We start from the raw sequence: 20,105 nt of genomic DNA, 5'->3' as shown, positions 1-20,105 counted from the left end.
ATGGAGCAAAACGGCGACATCATCGACATGAACCGGCCGGTCACCGTGCTGGAACGCGACACGGTGTACCAGGGGGCGGTGTTCTCGGTGGAGGACATGCGTCTGGCCCTGCACGCCCGGGACGGCGGCGACATCGTGGTCCGACGCCAGGTCATGCGCCACGCGCCGTGCGTGGTCATGCTCGTGCACGACACGGCGAACGACCGGTACCTGATGGAACGTGAGTACCGGGCCGGATCCGACCTGTTCGCGTACGGCTTGCCGGCCGGTCTGATGGACGCCGGCGAGGAGGTGATGGCCGCCGCCCTGCGCGAACTGCGCGAGGAGACCGGCGTGGTTCCGGATGATGCCGACGCCGTGCACGTGGACCATGCTGGTGCCTTCTATTCCTCGGAGGGCATGTCCGACGAACTGGCGCACATCATGGTGCTGCATCTGGACCGCTGGCACACCGTGCCGCGTCACCTGGACGCCGACGAACACGTATGGTCCGCCTGGGTGACCTGGGACGAGCTGATCCAGGCCGGGGTCACCTCATCCAACTCGATGATCGCCATCCAGCATGAGGCGATACGCCGTCTGTCACGCGCAACGGCGTAACCGGCGCACACGGTTCCCATTCGTGCGGATACCGAACCGGTTAGACGGAATACCGCGTCGTGCCGGACGCCATGTGCGATACTGGAACTATGCAGATCAGACCAGGTTCGATGTATCCGCTCGGCGCCCATTACGACGGGGCCGGCGTGAATTTCTCCATCTACTCGCAAGTCGCCGACAAGGTTGAGCTGTGCCTGTTCGATGATCAGGACCGCGAAACCCGCATCGAGATGACCGAGCAGAACTCGTATGTCTGGCATAACTATCTGCCGGGCATCCAACCCGGTCAGCGGTACGGATACCGTGTCTACGGCCCCTACGACCCGAACCGGGGACTGCGCTGCAACCCGAACAAGCTGCTGCTCGACCCCTACGCCTATGCCATCGAAGGCAACATCGACAGCGATGAAAGTCTGTTCTCCTACTGGTTCAAAAGCCCGAACGACAATTCGGCGATGAACACGTTGGACTCGGCCGGGCACACGATGAAATCGGTGGTGGTCAACCCCTACTTCGACTGGGGCGCCGACCGGCACCCGAACATCCCCTACCATGATTCGGTCATTTACGAGGCTCATGTGCGCGGCATGACCAACCTCAACGTGGACGTGCCCCCGGACATCCGCGGCACCTACGCCGGCCTGGCCTACCCGTCGGTGATCGAATACCTGAAGAAGCTGGGCGTCACCACCATCGAGCTGATGCCGATCCACCAGTACGTCAACGACACCTTCCTGCAGGAGAAGGGGCTGAGCAACTACTGGGGATACAACACCATCGGCTTCTTCGCCCCGCACAACGCCTACTCGAGCTCCGGACAGCGCGGCGAACAGGTCAACGAGTTCAAATCGATGGTCAAGGCCTACCATAACGCCGGCATGGAGGTCATCCTCGACGTGGTGTACAACCACACCGCCGAAGGCAACGACCGCGGCCCCACGCTGAGCTTCAAAGGCATCGACAACCAGGCCTACTACCGGCTCGTCGACGGCGACCCGCAGCACTACTTCGACACCACCGGCACCGGCAACTCCCTGCTGATGCGCTCGCCGCGCGCGCTGCAGGTCATCACCGACAGCCTGCGCTACTGGGTCACCGAGATGCATGTCGACGGCTTCCGCTTCGACCTGGCGGCCACCCTGGCCCGCCAGTTCCATGACGTGGACAAGCTCTCCGCCTTCTTCGACATCGTCGAACAGGATCCGGTCATCTCCCAGGTCAAGCTCATCGCCGAACCGTGGGATATCGGCTCCGGCGGCTACCAGGTCGGCGGCTTCCCCTCCAGCTGGTCGGAATGGAACGGCCGGTACCGCGACTGCGTGCGCGATTTCTGGCGCTCGCAGCCGTCCACGCTGCCGGAGTTCGCCAGCCGTCTGATGGGCAGTTCGGACCTGTACCAGATGAACGGGCGTCGACCGGTCGCCTCGGTGAACTTCATCACCGCGCACGACGGCTTCACGATGAACGACTTGGTCAGCTACAACAACAAGCACAACGAGGCGAACGGCGAAGGCAACCGCGACGGCGAAAGCAACAACCGTTCCTGGAACTGCGGTGTGGAAGGGCCGACCAACATCCGTGACGTCAACGAACTGCGCCAGCGGCAGATGCGCAACATGTTCGCCACGCTGCTCGTCAGCCAGGGCATCCCGATGATCTGCGGCGGCGACGAGGTCATGCGCACGCAGGGCGGCAACAACAACGCGTACTGCCAGGACAACGAGATCTCGTGGACGAATTGGGACCTCGACGATTCGCAGCAGGAGATGCTGGCGTTCGTCTCCAAGATGATCCACCTGCGCCTCAACCATCCGGTGCTGCACCGGCGCCGCTTCTTCTCCGGCCGCATGCCGGGCGACCCGGTGGACAAGATCCCGCAGGCCGAATGGTTCGACCACACCGGTTCGATTATGGATATGGCCGACTGGCAGAACACCCACGCGTTCTCGGTGATGATCTACCTCAACGGATCGGACATTCCCGAAGCCGATTGGTTCGGCAACCAGATGGTGGACAACGACTTCATCCTGATCTTCAACGCCCACTACGAGCCGATCCAGTTCACGCTGCCGGACGAACGGTACGGCAAGAAGTGGAAGCTGGTGGTCGACACGCACAACCCCGACGGGCCGGAACTCAACTACGAGGCCGGATTCGCCATCACCGCGCAATCACGCAGCTTCCTGCTGCTGATGAGCGACCGGAAACCGGAAGCGCAACGCAAATTCTAGGACTTATGCCGTCTTGGTCGCAGACGGGTGGCGGCCCGCTTCGTGGAGCGGGCTACCACCCGTGTTGTGTGTTGCGCAGTCGGCAAGGTCTGCGGGTGCGATATACTGATTCATTGTGTCGTGACCGGTGACGACCGGAACCGATGCAACGGGCTGTAGCGCAGTTTGGTAGCGCGCCTGCTTTGGGAGCAGGATGTCGCAGGTTCAAATCCTGTCAGCCCGACTTTGAAAATCTTGTTTTTCGCTTGGCGCCAAAGGCCTTCTACATGAATGAGCCTTTGCAGTGCTTGCGGAGACGATGTGAAGAAGCATCGTGTCATATGACGTGTATGACACTAATGGATATTTTGAAGAAGGATATGATTAAAACGTCGATGGTTGATGTACAGATTTGCTTCTATCTACTTGATGGGTCACCCGGGGTCGGTCTTTTTCGCAAAGACTCCGAGGGTTACGGATACTGCGATAATTTCATGGTTGCAGAACCTGATGGACATCCCATATTGAATATCGACGAGTACCGTTTGGTAACGGTAAGCGTACCGATTAAAACTGATGGGTCATACGATCGCCCGGAAATCATTAATAAACTTGCGGACGGAATGGACGAGATTATCGACAACAACGAATATGACTGGGGTGAACAGACAAAGCAATCCATTGACCTGTGGGAATCCATGTTTGGACAGACTGAGCGCCACTTGTGGTAGAGATTCATATCTGCCGTCAATTCTTGTCGATAATGACAGGTCATTGCTGGTAACTGAATAACTGCTCGTTAAAGTTAATTTGGGAATATGGGGCTAATCATTGATCTCTGGTGATACGGCGCGTATGGCGAGACGATGCGCCATACGCGTTCAACGGACGGCTGCCCGGATACACCGGGCCATTGGACCTCAACGTGTTCCGTGGTGACTACGGCAACGGTCAAGCCTGAAAGGTTGCGTATCTTTTGTCAAGCTGTGGTAGTCCGTTCGAGGTGGTGACGAAATGTTGGACTCCTCTCACCCAAGGAGTTCAACATTTCGTCCGCCCCCGGCAGTTCATTTTCGTGATCGTCAAATATCTTTCAATGAAATATGCTGGGTCATATGTCCATATATGGTTCGCATAGTAAGCTGTGGATCGAACGCTTGTTCTAGTTTGGTTGACGTTAGCGATTCTCTGGGAATTTTTGTCATCATAATGATGTATATTCTTCCCTATGAGCACCGCAACCGCATCGCACGACACTCAGACCGATGGCCATTTTGACGAAGCAACAGAGCTTATCGCGTTGCTGCGCGGTTCCATGACGTGCCGGCAGCTTGCCGAATCGCTGCAAGTGTCCACCTCGACGGTGGAGCGTTGGGAATCCGGCAAGGTGAAGTGCAAGCCGGCCATCGTTCCTGCGTTGCGCGAGTTGTATTTCGGCACCACGCGTGAGGACGGCACTGATTTCCGTACCATCGACCTGTTCGCTGGTATCGGCGGCATCCGCCGCGGTTTTGCTTCGGCTGGCGGGTATGCGGTGTTTTCGTCGGAATGGAATGAATTCTCGACCCGCACATATCGCACGAACTATGGGTTTGCCGAACAGATGGCCGGAGATATCACCAAGGTAGACGTGAATGACATCCCCGACTGCGATGTGGTGCTCGCTGGTTTCCCATGCCAGCCGTTCAGTGTAGCCGGTGTATCGAAGAAGCGCAGTTTGGGCCGTGAAACAGGATTCCGCGACAAGACGCAGGGCACACTGTTCTTCGACGTGGCACGCATCATCGCCGCGAAACGCCCGGCGGCATTCCTGTTGGAGAACGTGAAGAATCTGACCTCTCACGACCGTGGCCGCACATTCCAAGTCATTCTCGATGCCCTGCAGAACGAATTGGGCTACGAGGTGCATTGGAAGGTCATTGATGGACAGCATTTCGTACCGCAGCACCGCGAGCGCATCTACATCGTGGGTTTCCGCTCGAAGACCGACTTCACGTGGGACGATCTCAAATTCCCTGAGCATAAGCCAGTTCTCGCCGATATCCTGCATAAGACCGATGGAACGGAGCCTGTGCTGCCTTGGGATGGCGACCGATACTTCGACCACGAGCACAACAAAGTGCAGGACAAGTACACGCTCACGCCGCGTCTGTGGCAGTACCTGCAGGATTACAAAGCCAAGCACGAGGCTATGGGGCATGGTTTCGGCTACGGTTTAGTGACGCCTGACATGGTGTCCCGCACCTTGTCCGCCCGCTACCACAAAGACGGTTCCGAGATATTGGTCGCGCAGAAAGGCAAACGCCCCCGTCGGCTCACGCCGCGCGAATGCGCCCGTCTTATGGGATACCCAGATGATCTGCGCATTCCCGTCTCGGATACGCAGGCTTATCGCCAGTTTGGCAACTCCGTGGTTGTGCCGGCGGTCGCGGAGATCGCCCGCATTATGCGACCACATATTCTCAAGGTCATGCAGGAAGACGAGACCCTCGAACTGATCTCCGATTCCGAAATGACCGAGGAGGCGATTCAGAAGGCTCGCCGTTTGGCCGTCGCCGGCGCAAGCCGCGACTGAAACGGCACGCCGCCAAACCGTTGCCACTTTGGTGTTGCCGTCGGCATGGGTATTGTTGAGTTATGCGTGATACCCATATCAACGACGATCGGCAATGGTACGACACGGCCGATATCCAGCAGGTCTATGATCTGTTAACCCGAGCTGGCGCTGAAAGCATCTGGGTCAAGCGATTGGTGCCCAACAACAACTCGAAGCAACAGATTTTCTTGGGTAACGATCCTTCTGACTTGGCTTTCCTTCCCCTCGGCACGCCGTGGTACACCGATCCGAAATCACAGAAGAAGAAAGCCGGGCCACTGCTCATTCGCATCCCCGTGCCATGGCGGTGGGTCACGCCTGACGGTGAGTTCGGTGCTCCGAACGCCAACATGTGCTTCTATCCGCAATATCCCGAAGTGCGGTTCTCCGGTTTTCTGAAGGGATGTGAGGAAGCACCATCCGAGTTGTTGAGCGAGTCAAAACGTGGGCATGAAGAAGGACGGTGCCTGTTCTTCGGAACGGTGAGGGAAGCGGATGGCGGAAAGAAACACGTCGTCGCCTTGGTCGTCGGCGCTCCGTCCCCAGCGGCCAGATACGTCCTTAACATGCCTACTTTCGAGAAAGGACATGTCTGTCCGGTGGTGTTTCAAGGGCAGAGGAAACCCGGCGAGTTCTCCGTTCTTGAGAATGCGCTCCTCGGCATCATTGGCAAGAAGATCATTCCATGGCGTTTACGCAACGATGGTTCCATCGACAAGCCATATGTCGCTCCCAACGCTCCCGGCCTGACCTTGGAGGCGGAGCTTGGCGTGGGCGAGAACGCCATTCCGGGTCCTGACTTCGACATTTGGGAGCTTAAGGCCATCAAGCAGCCCTCGCTTGAGCGCCGCAGCAACCACCGGGTCACGCTGTTCACTCCTCAACCCGACATGGGTTGGATCACGGGCCAATCCCAAGCCGATTTCGTGCTGCGATACGGACATATCAGCGGCACCGACGAAAACGGCGATCCTAACGAGTACTACTTCACCTCGGGCGACATCAACCGTCCCGGCGAAGACAAGGACGGCGCGAAACTCAACCTCCGGCTCGTTGGATTTACGGATGCCAAGCATTTCAATCCCAATGGAATGATCGCACTGTATGACAAGCAAACCGGTGACCTCGCCGCCGGATGGTCGTACCTCAAGCTGCTCGAACACTGGCAGCGCAAGCACAACCGTGCCGCCTACGTGCCGTATCTCAGGGAGAAAGAGGACGGGAAGATCACGGTGGAGTTCGGTCCACTCGTCACCCTCGGCATCTCCACCAGCTTCGGATTGTTCCTCCAAGCCTTCCAAGACGGCAAAGCCGTCTACGATCCAGGCGACAAGATCACGCTCAAGGACGGCAAGTGGACACCCCATTCGCGAAGCCAGTTCCGCATCAACCTCAAGGACATCACCGCCATTTACCAAGAGGTGAAGGAAGTGGATTTGCGGAATCCGGATACTCCGCAAGGAGAGGAATGACAATGGCGATGATAATGTGTCCAAATTGTGGTACAAGTATTTCTGACAGGGCATTGTCTTGCCCTCAGTGCGGTTTCGTCGGTGATGATCCAAGCCGCCCAATCTCCCAGCAAGCGATTTATGAAATGGTGCCCAGACTCCAGGTTGAGATTGATCGGTGGGATCCGCAATCGCAAGCATTGGTGACCGAGCCAGTGGATATTCCTCTTGAGATGCGACGCAAGATCTTTGGCTTCCTTGGCAATCTGGAACAGCTCCAGACATTAGCGCCCGGACTCTTCCAGCTCATTAAGGCGTTCTCCAACAAAGATGAGGCAACGCTGGTGGCACATTTGCCCGAAGAAATCATGAAGATGGTTGAAGAAGGCAAGTTATTCTTTAAGGAGGATTCCAATGGGAGGATTCTGCCACAGGTGTTCGATGCGAGGGGAAAGTTCTATAAGCAGGTTCGGCTTGACTGGGAGAAGATGCCATCCGATGTCATGGATACCATGCGGCATTTGCAGACTCAGATAGCCATCGCCATGGTATTGGCCGAAGTGCATAGTCTGAGAGATCAAATCGAAGGTATCCGGGTAGATCTGCAGAATGATCGCTTGGCATTGGCCGAAGGGGCATGGGACAAACTCATGCAAGCCCGTGCCATTGAAGATTCGCGTCTGCGCGATGCACTGATAGTGCAAGCCATATCGTCCGCAACCGAAGCCAAACGAACGCTGATGCGTAACTTCGCCGAGAACGTCAAATACTTGAAAGCCCACTCCAATGAGCGTCTGGACAAGAAACTTATTTCTGCCGTCACTCAGCAAAATCAGGTCAGAGCGGCAGATGCCTTTAACGATTTAGCACAGATCACCAATGCGGTTCGTGTTGAAGGTGTGGGCTATGCCATGCTCAATCAAAATGGTGCAAGCATAGTTTGCCTAGAGCAGTTCCGCGAATTCATAGATGCAAACAAGCTAAATGAACGTGATACCTTGTTGTCAATTAACTCGCATTTGCCGGCTGGGTCGAAGATGCCTGACATGGTCGAACGATTTGAAGATCTTGCGTTAAGAATAACAGCGCTGGACGGTGTATTGCGGTTGAACCGCATCCCTGAAAAACTACTTGAACCGTTTAGACCTGAACCAGAGATAGGTGAATCTAATAATGCAGAGGAGATTGGCCGCAATGTTTTGCAAGAAGAAGAATAATCCATCTCAAAACGAGGAAACAGAAAACGAAGATGGTATTATTCGCGATGCGCATGATGCTGATGGATTCTATCTTCATGCTTCCACACGCAAGAGAATCAAGTGTTGCGAAGATTGCGATAGCGAATTGGAAAGTACGCGAAAATCCGATCTGTGCGAAGCGTGCGAGATGGAACGGTTACAGAATAACGTCCAGAAAGGAGCAGCTATTGCTGCTGCTATTGGACTAGCAAAAGTGGTTATCCCGAAAGTTGCCCCATATGCCAAGAAAGTCGTTTCTGCGGCGGCCAATGCCGTAAAGAAGAATAGCTAAATGGCTTTTCAGTGTCATAAGTTTACCTCACTAGGATTGATTGGGTAATTTTTTGACCGCAGCAATGATTTCACTCACGTTCTGGTAACGGCGGCTGGGATGGCTATCTGAGCATTTTTGCACGACTTTACTTACTGGAGAATCATCTTCAGGAAGATTCTCCCTACCGGTGAATATGTAGTTAAGGATAAAACCAATTGCATATATATCATTGATGGCTCGAAATTCTCTGAATGAACCGAGAGCGGGATCTTTGATCGATCCTTTCATTACGGAACCTGTGCTGGTTAGCTCGGAGTTTTCTGTTTTGGCTAGTCCGAAATCAGACACTTTGACGGCAAACGCACCACCACTCTTGTAGGTGTGTACAAGGACATTCTTGTAGCTGAGATCCCGGTGCATGATGCCGTTGCTATGGAGAAATTTCATCGCATATAGGAATTGCATGGCAAGCTTGCGCCGCCACTCGAAGCGAAGTTTTGCATTATTGTGAGCAATGAAGTCTTTGAGCGTATGTTCACAGTACTCCATAATGTAGCTATTATTCGATTCATCAATCGCATACACTTTCAAGACATAGGGATAGTCGAATTGTTTCATAAGGGAGTATTCTCGACGAAAACGTTGTTTCTCTTTTTCATCAGCCGTTTTCTTTAGTTTCTTTCGAGCAAAGGTAATTCCATATTCAGGGTCGGTGAACTTGTGTACCGTGGCATATGATCCTGATCCTATGAGATGGAGCTTGGCGTTTTTGGTGCTGCCGATGTTGATGCTCGTATCTTCGACATTGAATATTGAGTCGTACTTCTCAATACGTATAGGCGTGATGTCTTTAGGTATTTCACTGCCATAGCTGGGCATGAGCCATTCAATGGAACTATCAATGACTCTTTGATAGTCGGCGTCGATATGAAGAACCTTCCCTGACTTAGCGGTTAGTCTTTGCAAATCTGTGAGTCTTTCGTTTGTTTCTATCAGTTGACGGCTGTCATCTGCGTTGAAATGCCCTCCGGATCCATGAGGCGCTTTATAATTCATAAAATCGAACGCATTGTTGTAACACTCATGCATCCAAGCAAGCACACGCTGAAAATCTTGTTGATCATCGTACAGGTTCAGATACGCTTGGCTAATTTCTTTGTCGTCGAATTCATGTAAGAACTCTTTCAGTTGTAGTTGCGGATTCAATTTGTCCTCCTAAAGCCGTATGCCTACCACATTAGTGCTTGCAGCGTCTATGCGAAAATCTCCAAGAGAAAGTTGTTTGGTAGCAAGTGCAACGACTGCTCTTCACTGGAATGTTTCCTATCGAGATTATTCGCAGTTCTAAAAGTCATTTTGACACGCCAGTAAGGTCAACTGTCATAAGGATCCGAGATGAATATAATTCGTTAACAAAGACCGTCACGGTGAGTCAATCCCAGTTGACGCAGCATAAACAAACATAAAATCGGAAAGCGCTGTTTCCAGCGATATTGAGCTCGGCAAAGACCGCTGGTTTCAATAAAGCAGCATCTCGCGAATACAGGATACCGCAGGTTCAAATCCTGTCAGCCCGACAAGAAGGGCGGAAAATCAACGATCTCAGCCGCTCAATAATGAGCTTTCCCGAATTTCGCTAATACTCGGTAACACAGAAAGCTACCGTCCCCTCTTGCGAGGGGACGCTGAGATTACAGGTAGGACGGAACCTACCCGGGTATTTATCAGAGTACCGTTGCCATATAGCTGATGGCAAGGCGACGATGACAGCCACGTTGCCCTATGCGATAATGGGCTTTACGAAGCGCGAATATGAAGGGAAGTGCTGAATCATGCGGGGCGGCGTCATGGGAGTCTTTCTGCTGGTGGTGGGCATCATCTGCATCGTCTATGGGGCCACCATCATGCTCACCTGGTCGGGAACGGCGTTCTTCCTGGTGTGGTACGCCCTCGGTGTCGTCTGCGGAGTCACGGGCGCGTTCGCGCTCGCATTGCCCGACTCCACCCTGGTGCGCGGCATCCGCACCGCGGTGTGCTGCCTGACGATCTGCGGCATCGCCGTCGTCTCCATCATGAGCGCCGTCATCATGCGCGAAGCGTATCGTACGCCGCCACGCGATCTTGACTATCTGATCGTGCTCGGCGCGCAGGTGCGGCCCTCCGGCAAACCGTCCGAAGTCCTGCGGTACAGACTCGCCGCCGCACAGGATTATCTGGACGAGAACCCGCGCACCCGCGTGGTGGTGTCCGGCGGACAAGGCCCCAACGAACCATGCCCCGAAGGTGAGGCGATGGCACGCTGGCTTGAACGCGCCGGGGTGGATGCCGACCGCATCATCGTCGAATCCGCGTCGAAGACCACCGTCGAGAATCTGCAGAACTCTCGTGCTCTCATTGATGACGATGACGCGCGCATAGGAATCGTGACCAACAACTTCCACCTCTTCCGCGCGATGCGCATGGCCAAGCGGCTTGGTATCGAGCATGTCTGGGGCATCCCGGCCCATTCCACACCGTGGTACCTGCCCAACAATCTCCTGCGCGAATGCCTCGCACTCGTCAAGGCCGCGATCGGCGGCACCATCTAGAAAACCAACGGGCGGAGCGGATCCCCGACAAGCCGGGCCGAATCCTTCAGCGTGTGGTGGCACATCGGGGGTCCTGTCGGGAATGTCGGGCATGGGCTATCATGGTGCAAGTTGGCGGGTGCCTGGCGTAACCGGTGCACTCGCTCGAGATGAACTGCGGATGTACGGAAAACGGAGCACACGGGTATGGGACGACACCAGAGAGCGGAGACCGCGGGATTGGTGTCGTGCCTGATCTGCGCGGTTCTGGGCGGCACGGCCATGTCGCTGTACATGACGCTGGCACCTGCGATCTGGCAGATCAGCCAGCGACTGTTCACCGTCTGCGCCGGCATCGTCGCAGCCTGCGGCGTCGTCTCGTTCTGTTGCGGATACATCAAAGGCTCCAGCTCGTTCACGCTGCGCAACGGCTGGTTCGCCCCCATCCGCCGCGCCGGGGAGACGCTTGCGCTCTCGGTGGTGTACGCGGCCACCGCGTTCCTGACCTCCTTCCTGATCCTCAACATCGCCAACGGCATCATCGGCACGCAGATGTTCGTGGGCTATCTGGTCGGCGCATGCGCGGGACTGTCCGGCGTCGTCGGCTACCTGACCTTCGTGCAGGCGCAGGCCATGCGCGCCAAAACCCTCGCCGCGCTGCTACCGTTCTTCGTCATCGCGGGCGTCGGGGGAGCGGGCATGACCACCGATGACCCGTGGTGGTTCGTCAACAACTTCTCCCGACTCGGCGACCGCACCACGTTCGCCGCCTCCATGTTCAACACCACGCTGATTCTGGCGGGGCTGTGCGTGATCGTCATCAGCTACTTCTCCGTGTCCGAGCTGGTCACCACGTACCGGCAGCGCGAACTGTGGCATCGTCGGCGGTTCGACCGGCCCGGTAGAGATCTGCCTCACTTCCGGGTGCGTATGGCGATACTGTCGATGCTGCTGGCGGCGTGCGGCTGCTGCTTCATCGGCATCGGCAGCTTCCGGCAGACGCCGCACCCGATTGCGCATAACGCGTTCGCATTCAGCCTGCCGGGCATCACTGCAGTGTTGCTGCTCGCACTGCCATGGCTGGCGCCCCTGTTCTCCAAAGCCATGTATGTGGTCTCCGATCTGATTGTGGTCGTCGGCACGGCGGCGGTGGTTGTCTGGCGGTATGACATAACCTCGATGACCAATCTGGAACTGCTACTGGGCATGCTGTTCTTCGGATGGTTCATCGTGTTCTGCCGGCAGATCGCCGCGTTGGAGGCCGACCGCATCCAGGAGCAGGTCGTTCACCTGCAGTTGGCTGCGGAAGGCGCGGACGCCGTGGACGAACCGTTGGAATCCCGCGTGGCATCCGACCGTTGACGATCGGCCCGATGGTCGACCAGGCTTCGCTCCGCATGGTAAGCATTTTCCCTGAATCGGCGCCGTTTCCCGATACGATGGACACTATGAGTGAATTCCAGAACCCTTGGCCCGCACCGCTGGCCACCCGACCGTTGTCCGCCACCGTTACGATTCCCGGCAGCAAGTCGCTGTCGAACCGGTATCTGATCTTGGCCGCGATGGGGCGGCGTCCGGTTACGCTGGTCGGCTTGCTGCGTTCGCGCGATACGGATCTGATGATGGGTGCGCTGCGGTCGCTGGGCGTGGAGTTCCAGGTCGATTCGGATGACGAGACGACGGTGCGCGTCATACCGCCGGCATCCGGGCGGTTCACCGGCGACGTGGACGTGTATTGCGGTCTGGCCGGCACGGTGATGCGGTTCGTCCCCGGACTGGCGATGTTCGCCGACGGGCCGGTGCGGTTCGACGGCGACGCACAGGCCTACGCTCGCCCGATGAAGCCGGTATTGGACGGGTTGGAGCAGCTGGGCGCGCACATCGAATACCACGGGGAGCCGGGACGACTGCCGTTCACGCTGACCCCACCGGTGGCGTCCGACGGAATGCACGCGCCGGCGCATACGGTGTCCATCGACGCGTCCGGATCCTCCCAGTTCATCTCCGGTCTGCTGCTGATCGGCGCGCGCCTGCCCGGCGGATTGGAACTGCAACACACCGGCGACCATCTGCCGAGCCTTCCGCATATCCGTATGACGGTCGCCGATCTGCAGTCGGCTGGCGTCGCTGTGGATGTGGATGAGGAGCATCATCGCTGGCGTGTGCATCCGGGGCCGGTCCAGTTGCCGGACCGTGTGATGGTGGAACCGGATCTGTCGAATGCCGCGCCGTTCCTGGGGGCGGCGTTGATTGCGGGCGGAACGGTGTCGGTGCCGTACTGGCCGCGTGAGACGACGCAGCCGGGAGGCCTGCTGCCGGGAATCCTGCAGGCCATGGGCGCCGAGATTACGTGGGATGGCAAGCCATGGAGCGAGGCCACTACAGGAGAAGACGCTCCTGCCGCGGCGACGTTGACGGTGCGGGGCGATGGCATGATCCGCGGTTTGGGACGTTTCGATATGTCTGCGGCGGGGGAGATCGCCCCGAGTATCGCCGCGCTGGCCGCGTTGGCCGATGCACCGACCCAACTGGTCGGCATCGCCCATCTGCGAGGGCATGAAACGAATCGTTTGGCCGCGTTGGTGACGGAGATTCGCAGAATCGGCGCCGAGGCTGAGGAACTGGAGGATGGCATCGAGATCCGTCCGGTGCCGCGCGAACGGTTGCACGGCGCGGTGATGGAGACCTATGCGGATCACCGTATGGCCACGTTCGCTGCGATGATTGGTCTGACCGTGCCGGATATCGCGGTGGTCGATGTGGCCACTACGCGCAAGACCATTCCCGATTTCGTGGGTCTGTGGTCCGCGATGTTGGACTGAGTCATTTCGGGACTGCTGTTGAGTATGCCGCGGAACCGGGTCGGTTGTCGCAGGGTATTCAACAGTACCCAGATGGCGCCGTGGAAGTGAACGGTTGAAAAGGTGTCGCTAACCGGGGACAGACATACGGTCGACTGAGCCGGCTACGAAAGAAGGGGCTTCACGAACGAATCGTGAAGCCCCTTCTTTCGTAGGCTCAGGCAATCAGCCCTTCACTCACTTGGCGAAGACGTTGCCGTAGGAATCCTTGCCTTCCTCGGCGATGGCGGCGGACTTGCGGGCGATCGCAAGCTCCTCGTTCGTCGGGATGACGGCGATGATGACGGAGGAATCCGGGGTGGAGATGATGCGCGGTTCCTTGGAACGGGTCGCGTTCTTCTCCAGATCCAGCTTGACGCCGAACGGGGCGAGCTTCTCGCACACCATCTTGCGGACGATGTCATCGTTCTCGCCGACGCCGGCGGTGAAGGTGATGACATCCACGCCACCCATCTGGGCGGTGTAGTTGCCGATGTAGCCGACGATGCGGTGCACATAGACGTCTAGGGCCAGCTTGGCGTTCTCGTCGCCGGCCTCGACCAGCTTGTGGACCTCGCGCAGATCGCCGTGGCCGGTCATGCCCATCATGCCGGAACGCTTGTTGAACAGGGCGTCCAGCTCATCCACGTTCATGTGGGCGTTGCGGATCAGGTGGAAGACCACAGCCGGATCGATGTCGCCGGTACGGCCGCCCATCATCAGGCCCTCGAGCGGGGTCAGGCCCATCGAGGTCTCAACCGGCTTGCCGGAGATTTCGGCGGAGGCGGAGGCGCCGTTGCCGATGTGCAGCACGATCTGCTTGAGGCCTTCGGCCGGCTTGCCGACGACGTCCGGAACCACGGAGGAGATGAACTCGTGGCTGGTGCCGTGGGCGCCGTAACGGCGGATATGGTACTGGTCGGCGATCTCCTTGTTCAGCGCGTAGGTGCTGGATGCCTTCGGCAGCTGGAAGAAGAAGGAGGAATCGAACACGAACACCTGCGGGACATCCGGCAGGAGGGCGCGCATGACCTCGGCGCCGACGGCCTCGGGGCCGTTGTGCAGCGGCGCGAGCACGGCCAGATCCTTGACCTGGTTGATGGTCTTGTCGGTCACGAGCGCCGGGTTCGGGAAGATCGAGCCGCCCTGGACCACGCGGTGGCCAACGGCCACGATGCCGGCGTCGGCGAGCTTCGGACCGTACTCGTCGAAGAAGCCGAGCACGCGCTTCAGGCCCTGCTCGTGGTCGTGGATGGGCTCCTCGAGCTCATGCTTCTCGCCGTTGTACTCATGCTTGTAATGGCCGTCAACCGGCTCGCCGATCTTCTCGACGAGACCGGAGGCAATACCTTCGCCGGATTCCAGGTCGACCAGCTGGTACTTGATCGAGCTGGAGCCGGAGTTGATAACAAGGACGGTTTTCGCCATTGGGGCATCCTCCATGTGTGTCTACATTGATCCCGCGGACACGGGGTTTCCTCTACCTAGAGTACTCGCCTGATGCTACAAACCGCGTAACAGCGCGCACGAACTATGCGAAAGCCTCCCCATCATGGGGAGGCTTTCAACGGTCAGCCGGTACCGAGCCTAGACGTTCCGCCGCGTTGACGAACCGGCGCTCACTGCGCCTCGATGGCGGTCAGGGCCACGGTGTTGATGATGTCCTGCACCAGCGCGCCGCGGGACAGGTCGTTGACCGGTCGGTTCAGACCCTGCAGCACCGGGCCGACGGCGATGGCGCCGGAGGAACGCTGCACGGCCTTGTACCCGATGTTGCCGGCGCACAGGTTCGGGAACACGAACACGTTGACGTGACCGGCCACATCGTTGCCCTTGGCCTTGGTAGCGGCCACGGTGGGCGACCAGGCGGCGTCGAACTGAATCGAGCCGACCACGGCCAGATCAGGTGCCTTCTCCTTGACGATGGCGGTGGCTTCCTCGACCAGATCCACATCCGGCCCCTTGCCCGAACCCAGCGTGGAGTAGGAGAGCATGCCGACCTTCGGGTCGATGCCGAAGGCCTTGGCGGTTTCGGCGGACTGGATGGCGATGTCGGCCAGCTGCTCGGCGTTCGGATTCAGGTTGATCGCGCAGTCGGCGAACACGGCCACATGATCCTTGAAGCACATGAGGAACGCGCCGGAGACCAGCGACTGGCCGGGCTTGGTCTTGATGACCTGCAGCGCCGGGCGCACGGTGTTGGCGGTCGAGTTGATGGAACCGGAAACCAGACCGTCGGCCTTGCCGAGCACCACCAGCATCGTGCCGAAGTAGCTGGCGTCGGTCAGCGTCTTGCGGGCCTGCTCCTCGGTCATGCCCTTCTTGGCGCGCAGCTCGCACAGCTTGGCGACCATCGGGGCGAGCACCTCCTCGTCGTCCATGGCCTGGAAGGAGGCCTTCTCCAGCGAGTTGAGGCCGAGCTCCTTGCCACGGGCCAGGATCGCGTCCTTGTCTCCGACGATGATCAGGTTTACGATGTCACGTTCGAGCAGATAGTCGGCCGCCTTGATGATGCGGTCCTCCTCACCCTCGGGCAGCACGATGGTCTTCTTATCGGCCTTGGCCTTGCCCAGCAGGCTGTACTGGAAGGCGTACGGCGTAACCGGGGCGGTGAACGGGGCCTCAAGTGCGGCCAGCACCTCATCCGCGGGCACATGCTCGTCGAAGACGGCGGCCGCGGCCTGTGCGCCTGAGGCGTCGGAGAACTCCACGGCGGGCACGGTCCACACCGGCACGTCGCCGGCCACGGCGGCCTTGACCGCATCGGCCTGGTCGTCCGGGCAGCCGGTGACGAACACGCCGAGCACGGTGGTGCATGCCTTGGCCACAATCGCGGTGCAGGCGTCGACGGTGGCCTTGACCTGCTCGGGAGTGCGGTCGATGGCGCACACGGCCAGGAACACGGGGGAGGCCAGATCGGCGGCCACATCGGCGTTGAACGAGAAGCTATCGGGATCATTGACCGCGGAATGATCGGTGCCGACGATCACCATCGCTTCGGGCGCGGTGGCGGCCACGGCCTCGGAGTATGCGGCCACGATGTCGGGGCGGGCCCCCTCCTTGTCCTCGCGTGCGCGGCGCGGGCACACGCCGGTGGCCTGTTCGCGGGTGATGCCGGAGGTCGCTGCCCCAAGCAACACGTCGGTGAAGGTCTCGCGCTTGCAGACCGACGGGCGGAACACGCCGGTCTTCTTGGCGGTGGCCAGAGCGCGGACGACGCCGTATGCCACGACGTTACGGCCGTTGGCGGCTTCGGGGCTGAGGATGCTGATGGTGGTAAGACTCACGATGTCTCCTTGTTCATGTTTCAGTGTGACCACTACGTTCACACTACACAGTCATTCTAACCATGCCTGTTCTCTTATGCCGACATGTGCCGCATGTTTTCCGTGCGGAGGCCGACGCTCGGGCATACGAAAGAGGGCCCGGGAAATCCCGGGCCCTCAAGGGACTACGCGACCGTGACGGTCAGGTGGTCATCACTCGTTGTCGCCAGCGGTGGCGGCGGTGGCGGTGACGGCACCCTGCACGTCGGTCTTGACATCCGAGTACACCCAGTCGGTGTAGTCCGGATGATCGTAGCCGTTGTCGACCGCGAACTGGAAGGCTTCGGTGCGGAAGGCCTCGAGCTCGTCGATCTTCTCGGCGTACTTGTCGGCGTCGATCATGCGCAGAGCCTCGGCGACGAGCTCGTAGCGATCGATGTCGTTGACGCGGACCATATCGAACGGCGTGGTGGTCGAGCCCTGCTCCTTGTAGCCGTGAACGTTGAAGTTATCGTGGTTCGGACGGTCGAAGATCAGGCCACGCACGTCGTGCGCATAGGAGTGGTAGGCGAACAGGACCGGCTTGTCGGCGGTGAAGATCTCAGCGAACTCCTCGTCGGTCAGGGCCTCGTCGTTCTCCTTGGCGGACTGCAGCTTGATGAGATCCACCACGTTGACGACCTTGAACTTGATGCCCATCTCGTTCAGCTTGTCGGCGGCGGCCATGATCTCCTGGGTCGGGACATCACCGGCGCAGGCCAGCACGATCTGAGCCTCGTCGTTCGAAGCGGCGGTGGAGGCCCACTTCCACTCGGCGGCACCCTTCTCGAGCTCGGCACGAGCCTCGTCCAGGGTCATCCAGGTGGCGGCCGGCTGCTTGCCGGCGATGATCGCGTTGATCTGGTTGGTGGACTTGTAGCACTTCTCGGCGACGGCCAGCAGCATGTTGGAGTCGCACGGGAAGTAGATGTTCACCACATGGTCGTTGTTGAACGTCTTGTTCAGCAGGACGGAGGTGACACCCGGATCCTGGTGCGAGAAGCCGTTGTGATCCTGACGCCAGACGTGCGAGGAGACCAGGAGGTTCATCGAGGAGATCGGCTTGCGCCACGGGATCTCACGGACGGTGGCCTCCAGCCACTTCGCGTGCTGGTTCAGCATGGAGTCGATCACGTGCACGAAGGACTCGTAGGAGCTCCAGATGCCGTGACGGCCGGTGAGCAGGTAGCCCTCGATGAAGCCTTCCATCTGATGCTCGGAAAGCTGCTCGGTGACCTGGCCGGTGACGGCCATGTGCTCGTCGGTCAGCTCGGACAGGTAGCCGGCATCCCACTGCTTGTTGGTCACCTCGTAGGCGGCCTGCAGACGGTTGGAAGCGGTCTCGTCCGGTCCGAAGATACGGAACGAATCCGGGTTCAGCTTGATGATGTCGCGGGTGTAGACGCCGAGGCGACGGGTGGCCTCGAGCTGGCCCCAGCCATGGCCGAACTTGGCGACTTCCTTGACCTCGTAGTTGTCCAGCGGCGGGAGGACCAGATCCTCACGGATGCGGCCGCCGTTGGCGTTCGGGTTCTCGCCGATGCGCAGCTCGCCGGTCGGCATGAACGCGGTGACCTCGGGCTTGACGGCGCCGTTCTCGTCGAACAGCTCCTCCGGCTTGTAGGACTCGAGCCAGTTCTTGAGGACCTGGAAGTGCTCCTCGGTATCGCGGGCGGAAGCCAGCGGCACCTGATGGGAGCGCCACGAACCCTCGGTCTTCTTGCCGTCGATGTACTTCGGGCAGGTCCAGCCCTTCGGGGTGCGGAAGATGATCATCGGGTAGAACGGACGGGTCATGTCGTCGGTCTGGGCCGCGGCCTTGATGTCGCAGATCTCGTCGAAGACGGTCTCGAACAGGTCGGCGAAGCGGCGGTGGATCGACATGTGATCCTCATCGTCGAAGCCGGCGACGAACTCGTACGGCTGGTAGCCCATGCCGTGGAAGAACTCGTGCAGCTCTTCGTCGGAGATGCGGGCCAGGATCGTCGGGTTGGCGATCTTGTAGCCGTTGAGGTGCAGGATCGGCAGGACGATGCCGTCGGTGCGCGGGTTGATGAGCTTGTTGGACTGCCAACCGGTGGCCAGCGGGCCGGTCTCGGCCTCGCCGTCGCCGACGATGGCCGGCACGAACAGGCTCGGGTTGTTCATCACGGCGCCGTAGGCGTGGGACAGGGCGTAGCCCAGCTCGCCACCCTCGTGGATCGAGCCCGGGGTCTCCGGCGCGTAGTGGGACGGAATGCCGCCCGGGTAGGAGAACTGGCGGAAGAACTTCTGCAGGCCAGCCTCATCCTTGGTGATGTTCGGGAAGTACTCCGTGTAGGTGCCGTCCAGGTAGGACTGCGAGGTGCCGGCGGGGCCGCCGTGGCCCGGACCCATGATGATCACGGTGTTCTGCTGGTGATCGGCGATGAGTCGGTTGATGTGGCCGATGAGGAAGTTCAGGCCAGGGGTGGTGCCCCAGTGACCCACCAGACGGTGCTTCACATCATTGCGAGTGAACGGTTCCTTCATCAGCGGATTGCTGCGCAGATAAATCTGGCCGATGGACAGATAGTTCGAAGCGCGCCAGTACTTGTCGACGCCTTCGAGAGCTTCCTCGGAAACCGGAGCGTCCAGCTTCTTCCAAGGGGTGCCAATAACAGGACTCGTCATATGTACTCCTGTACTCCTGCACGGTGTTGTGCGATTGATACTTATCGTCGGTCGCGGACCTGCCGGAAACCTTGCGATTCCGCGGTTAGCCCACGTCCAATCGTTCTTAATCCTACGAGGAACGTGCGACTTTGTGGTGATTTTTTGCGGGAGCGTTCGAAATTGTTAGAAAAATTTACCGTATTGTTCATGTTTTGTGGCCGGATTGTGAACACCGAGACTCGCCGGAATATGCCGGAAAACGGCGGAAAGTCAAGCAAAAACGGATTTGCGATTCGCTCGGCGCGTTCGTTTCGCGGGCTCGGATGCGGCGTGTTGGAGGTTGCAATGGTGCGTGTTGTGACATTCTCGAACCGGTTTATCGCGTGTGCC

The 20,105-nt window shown here is 58.7% G+C and carries 14 protein-coding genes and 1 tRNA gene; 11 read left to right on the top strand and 4 right to left on the bottom strand.

What is annotated here, in order from left to right; translation table 11 throughout:
* The 8 genes from BIGA_RS02405 to BIGA_RS09455 all read left to right on the top strand — a co-directional run bounded on the left by BIGA_RS02405 (position 1) and on the right by BIGA_RS09455 (position 8,387).
* Positions 1–600 carry an NUDIX hydrolase gene (locus tag BIGA_RS02405; protein ID WP_033506206.1) on the top strand — a complete coding sequence of 200 codons (600 nt, stop codon included), beginning with the start codon at positions 1–3 and terminating at the stop codon, positions 598–600.
* 89 nt (positions 601–689) lie between these two features.
* On the top strand, positions 690–2,831 hold the full coding sequence (glgX, locus tag BIGA_RS02400; RefSeq protein WP_152595963.1) for a glycogen debranching protein GlgX: 2,142 nt from the start codon (positions 690–692) through the stop codon (positions 2,829–2,831).
* 149 nt (positions 2,832–2,980) lie between these two features.
* A tRNA-Pro gene (locus tag BIGA_RS02395) sits at positions 2,981–3,054 on the top strand.
* A 115-nt stretch (positions 3,055–3,169) separates the two neighbouring features.
* On the top strand, positions 3,170–3,541 hold the full coding sequence (locus BIGA_RS02390; protein ID WP_152595964.1) for a hypothetical protein: 372 nt from the start codon (positions 3,170–3,172) through the stop codon (positions 3,539–3,541).
* A 497-nt stretch (positions 3,542–4,038) separates the two neighbouring features.
* Entirely contained in the window at positions 4,039–5,385 is a 1,347-nt protein-coding gene (gene dcm, locus BIGA_RS02385) for a DNA (cytosine-5-)-methyltransferase (RefSeq protein ID WP_051917036.1), read from the top strand.
* A gap of 62 nt (positions 5,386–5,447) precedes the next feature.
* Positions 5,448–6,878 (top strand): MvaI/BcnI family restriction endonuclease, encoded by a 1,431-nt coding sequence (locus tag BIGA_RS02380; RefSeq protein ID WP_033506209.1) that lies wholly within the window; start codon positions 5,448–5,450, stop codon positions 6,876–6,878.
* Positions 6,879–6,880: 2 nt separating this feature from the next.
* Positions 6,881–8,074 (top strand): zinc ribbon domain-containing protein, encoded by a 1,194-nt coding sequence (locus BIGA_RS02375; protein WP_161786255.1) that lies wholly within the window; start codon positions 6,881–6,883, stop codon positions 8,072–8,074.
* The gene (locus BIGA_RS09455) at positions 8,052–8,387 is read left to right on the top strand and encodes a hypothetical protein (protein ID WP_152595965.1); all 336 of its coding nucleotides are present in this window, start codon (positions 8,052–8,054) and stop codon (positions 8,385–8,387) included. Before BIGA_RS02375 ends, BIGA_RS09455 begins: the two co-directional genes overlap by 23 nt.
* Positions 8,388–8,417: 30 nt before the next feature.
* Here BIGA_RS09455 and BIGA_RS02365 read toward each other — a convergent pair whose 3' ends face one another.
* The gene (locus BIGA_RS02365; RefSeq protein WP_081929359.1) at positions 8,418–9,575 is read right to left on the bottom strand and encodes a protein kinase domain-containing protein; all 1,158 of its coding nucleotides are present in this window, start codon (positions 9,573–9,575) and stop codon (positions 8,418–8,420) included.
* A 641-nt stretch (positions 9,576–10,216) separates the two neighbouring features.
* Between BIGA_RS02365 and BIGA_RS02360 the strand changes: the two genes are divergently transcribed.
* The 3 genes from BIGA_RS02360 (at position 10,217) to aroA (ending at position 13,758) form a co-directional block, all read left to right on the top strand.
* Positions 10,217–10,957: a YdcF family protein gene (locus tag BIGA_RS02360; RefSeq protein ID WP_161786256.1), complete on the top strand. Its 741-nt coding sequence runs from the start codon at positions 10,217–10,219 to the stop codon at positions 10,955–10,957.
* 186 nt (positions 10,958–11,143) lie between these two features.
* Positions 11,144–12,298 carry a hypothetical protein gene (locus BIGA_RS02355; protein ID WP_033506212.1) on the top strand — a complete coding sequence of 385 codons (1,155 nt, stop codon included), beginning with the start codon at positions 11,144–11,146 and terminating at the stop codon, positions 12,296–12,298.
* Positions 12,299–12,384: 86 nt separating this feature from the next.
* Positions 12,385–13,758 (top strand): 3-phosphoshikimate 1-carboxyvinyltransferase, encoded by a 1,374-nt coding sequence (gene aroA, locus BIGA_RS02350; RefSeq protein ID WP_033506213.1) that lies wholly within the window; start codon positions 12,385–12,387, stop codon positions 13,756–13,758.
* A gap of 216 nt (positions 13,759–13,974) precedes the next feature.
* Here aroA and BIGA_RS02345 read toward each other — a convergent pair whose 3' ends face one another.
* The 3 genes from BIGA_RS02345 to BIGA_RS02335 form a co-directional block, all read right to left on the bottom strand.
* Positions 13,975–15,204 carry an acetate/propionate family kinase gene (locus BIGA_RS02345; RefSeq protein ID WP_033506215.1) on the bottom strand — a complete coding sequence of 410 codons (1,230 nt, stop codon included), beginning with the start codon at positions 15,202–15,204 and terminating at the stop codon, positions 13,975–13,977.
* A 191-nt stretch (positions 15,205–15,395) separates the two neighbouring features.
* The gene (pta, locus tag BIGA_RS02340; RefSeq protein WP_193345850.1) at positions 15,396–17,096 is read right to left on the bottom strand and encodes a phosphate acetyltransferase; all 1,701 of its coding nucleotides are present in this window, start codon (positions 17,094–17,096) and stop codon (positions 15,396–15,398) included.
* Between the two features lie 159 nt (positions 17,097–17,255).
* Positions 17,256–19,733 (bottom strand): phosphoketolase, encoded by a 2,478-nt coding sequence (locus BIGA_RS02335; protein ID WP_033506218.1) that lies wholly within the window; start codon positions 19,731–19,733, stop codon positions 17,256–17,258.
* Between the last annotated feature and the right edge of the window lie 372 nt (positions 19,734–20,105).

The organism is Bifidobacterium pullorum subsp. gallinarum, assembly GCF_000741215.1.
Classification (GTDB): Bacteria; Actinomycetota; Actinomycetes; order Actinomycetales; family Bifidobacteriaceae; genus Bifidobacterium; species Bifidobacterium pullorum_B.
The sequence above is the reverse complement of the archived record's forward strand: the minus strand, read 5'-3'. Positions and strand labels throughout refer to the sequence as shown.

Excerpts from the sequence above, each read along its gene's own strand:
- BIGA_RS02380 (WP_033506209.1), top strand. The coding sequence starts at position 5,448 with ATGCGTGATACCCATATCAACGACGATCGGCAATGGTACGACACGGCC.
- BIGA_RS02355 (WP_033506212.1), top strand. The coding sequence starts at position 11,144 with ATGGGACGACACCAGAGAGCGGAGACCGCGGGATTGGTGTCGTGCCTG.
- BIGA_RS02360 (WP_161786256.1), top strand. The coding sequence starts at position 10,217 with ATGGGAGTCTTTCTGCTGGTGGTGGGCATCATCTGCATCGTCTATGGG.
- glgX (WP_152595963.1), top strand. The coding sequence starts at position 690 with ATGCAGATCAGACCAGGTTCGATGTATCCGCTCGGCGCCCATTACGAC.
- aroA (WP_033506213.1), top strand. The coding sequence starts at position 12,385 with ATGAGTGAATTCCAGAACCCTTGGCCCGCACCGCTGGCCACCCGACCG.
- BIGA_RS02335 (WP_033506218.1), bottom strand. The coding sequence starts at position 19,733 with ATGACGAGTCCTGTTATTGGCACCCCTTGGAAGAAGCTGGACGCTCCG.
- dcm (WP_051917036.1), top strand. The coding sequence starts at position 4,039 with ATGAGCACCGCAACCGCATCGCACGACACTCAGACCGATGGCCATTTT.
- BIGA_RS02405 (WP_033506206.1), top strand. The coding sequence starts at position 1 with ATGGAGCAAAACGGCGACATCATCGACATGAACCGGCCGGTCACCGTG.
- BIGA_RS02375 (WP_161786255.1), top strand. The coding sequence starts at position 6,881 with ATGGCGATGATAATGTGTCCAAATTGTGGTACAAGTATTTCTGACAGG.
- BIGA_RS02345 (WP_033506215.1), bottom strand. The coding sequence starts at position 15,204 with ATGGCGAAAACCGTCCTTGTTATCAACTCCGGCTCCAGCTCGATCAAG.
- BIGA_RS09455 (WP_152595965.1), top strand. The coding sequence starts at position 8,052 with ATGTTTTGCAAGAAGAAGAATAATCCATCTCAAAACGAGGAAACAGAA.
- BIGA_RS02390 (WP_152595964.1), top strand. The coding sequence starts at position 3,170 with ATGGATATTTTGAAGAAGGATATGATTAAAACGTCGATGGTTGATGTA.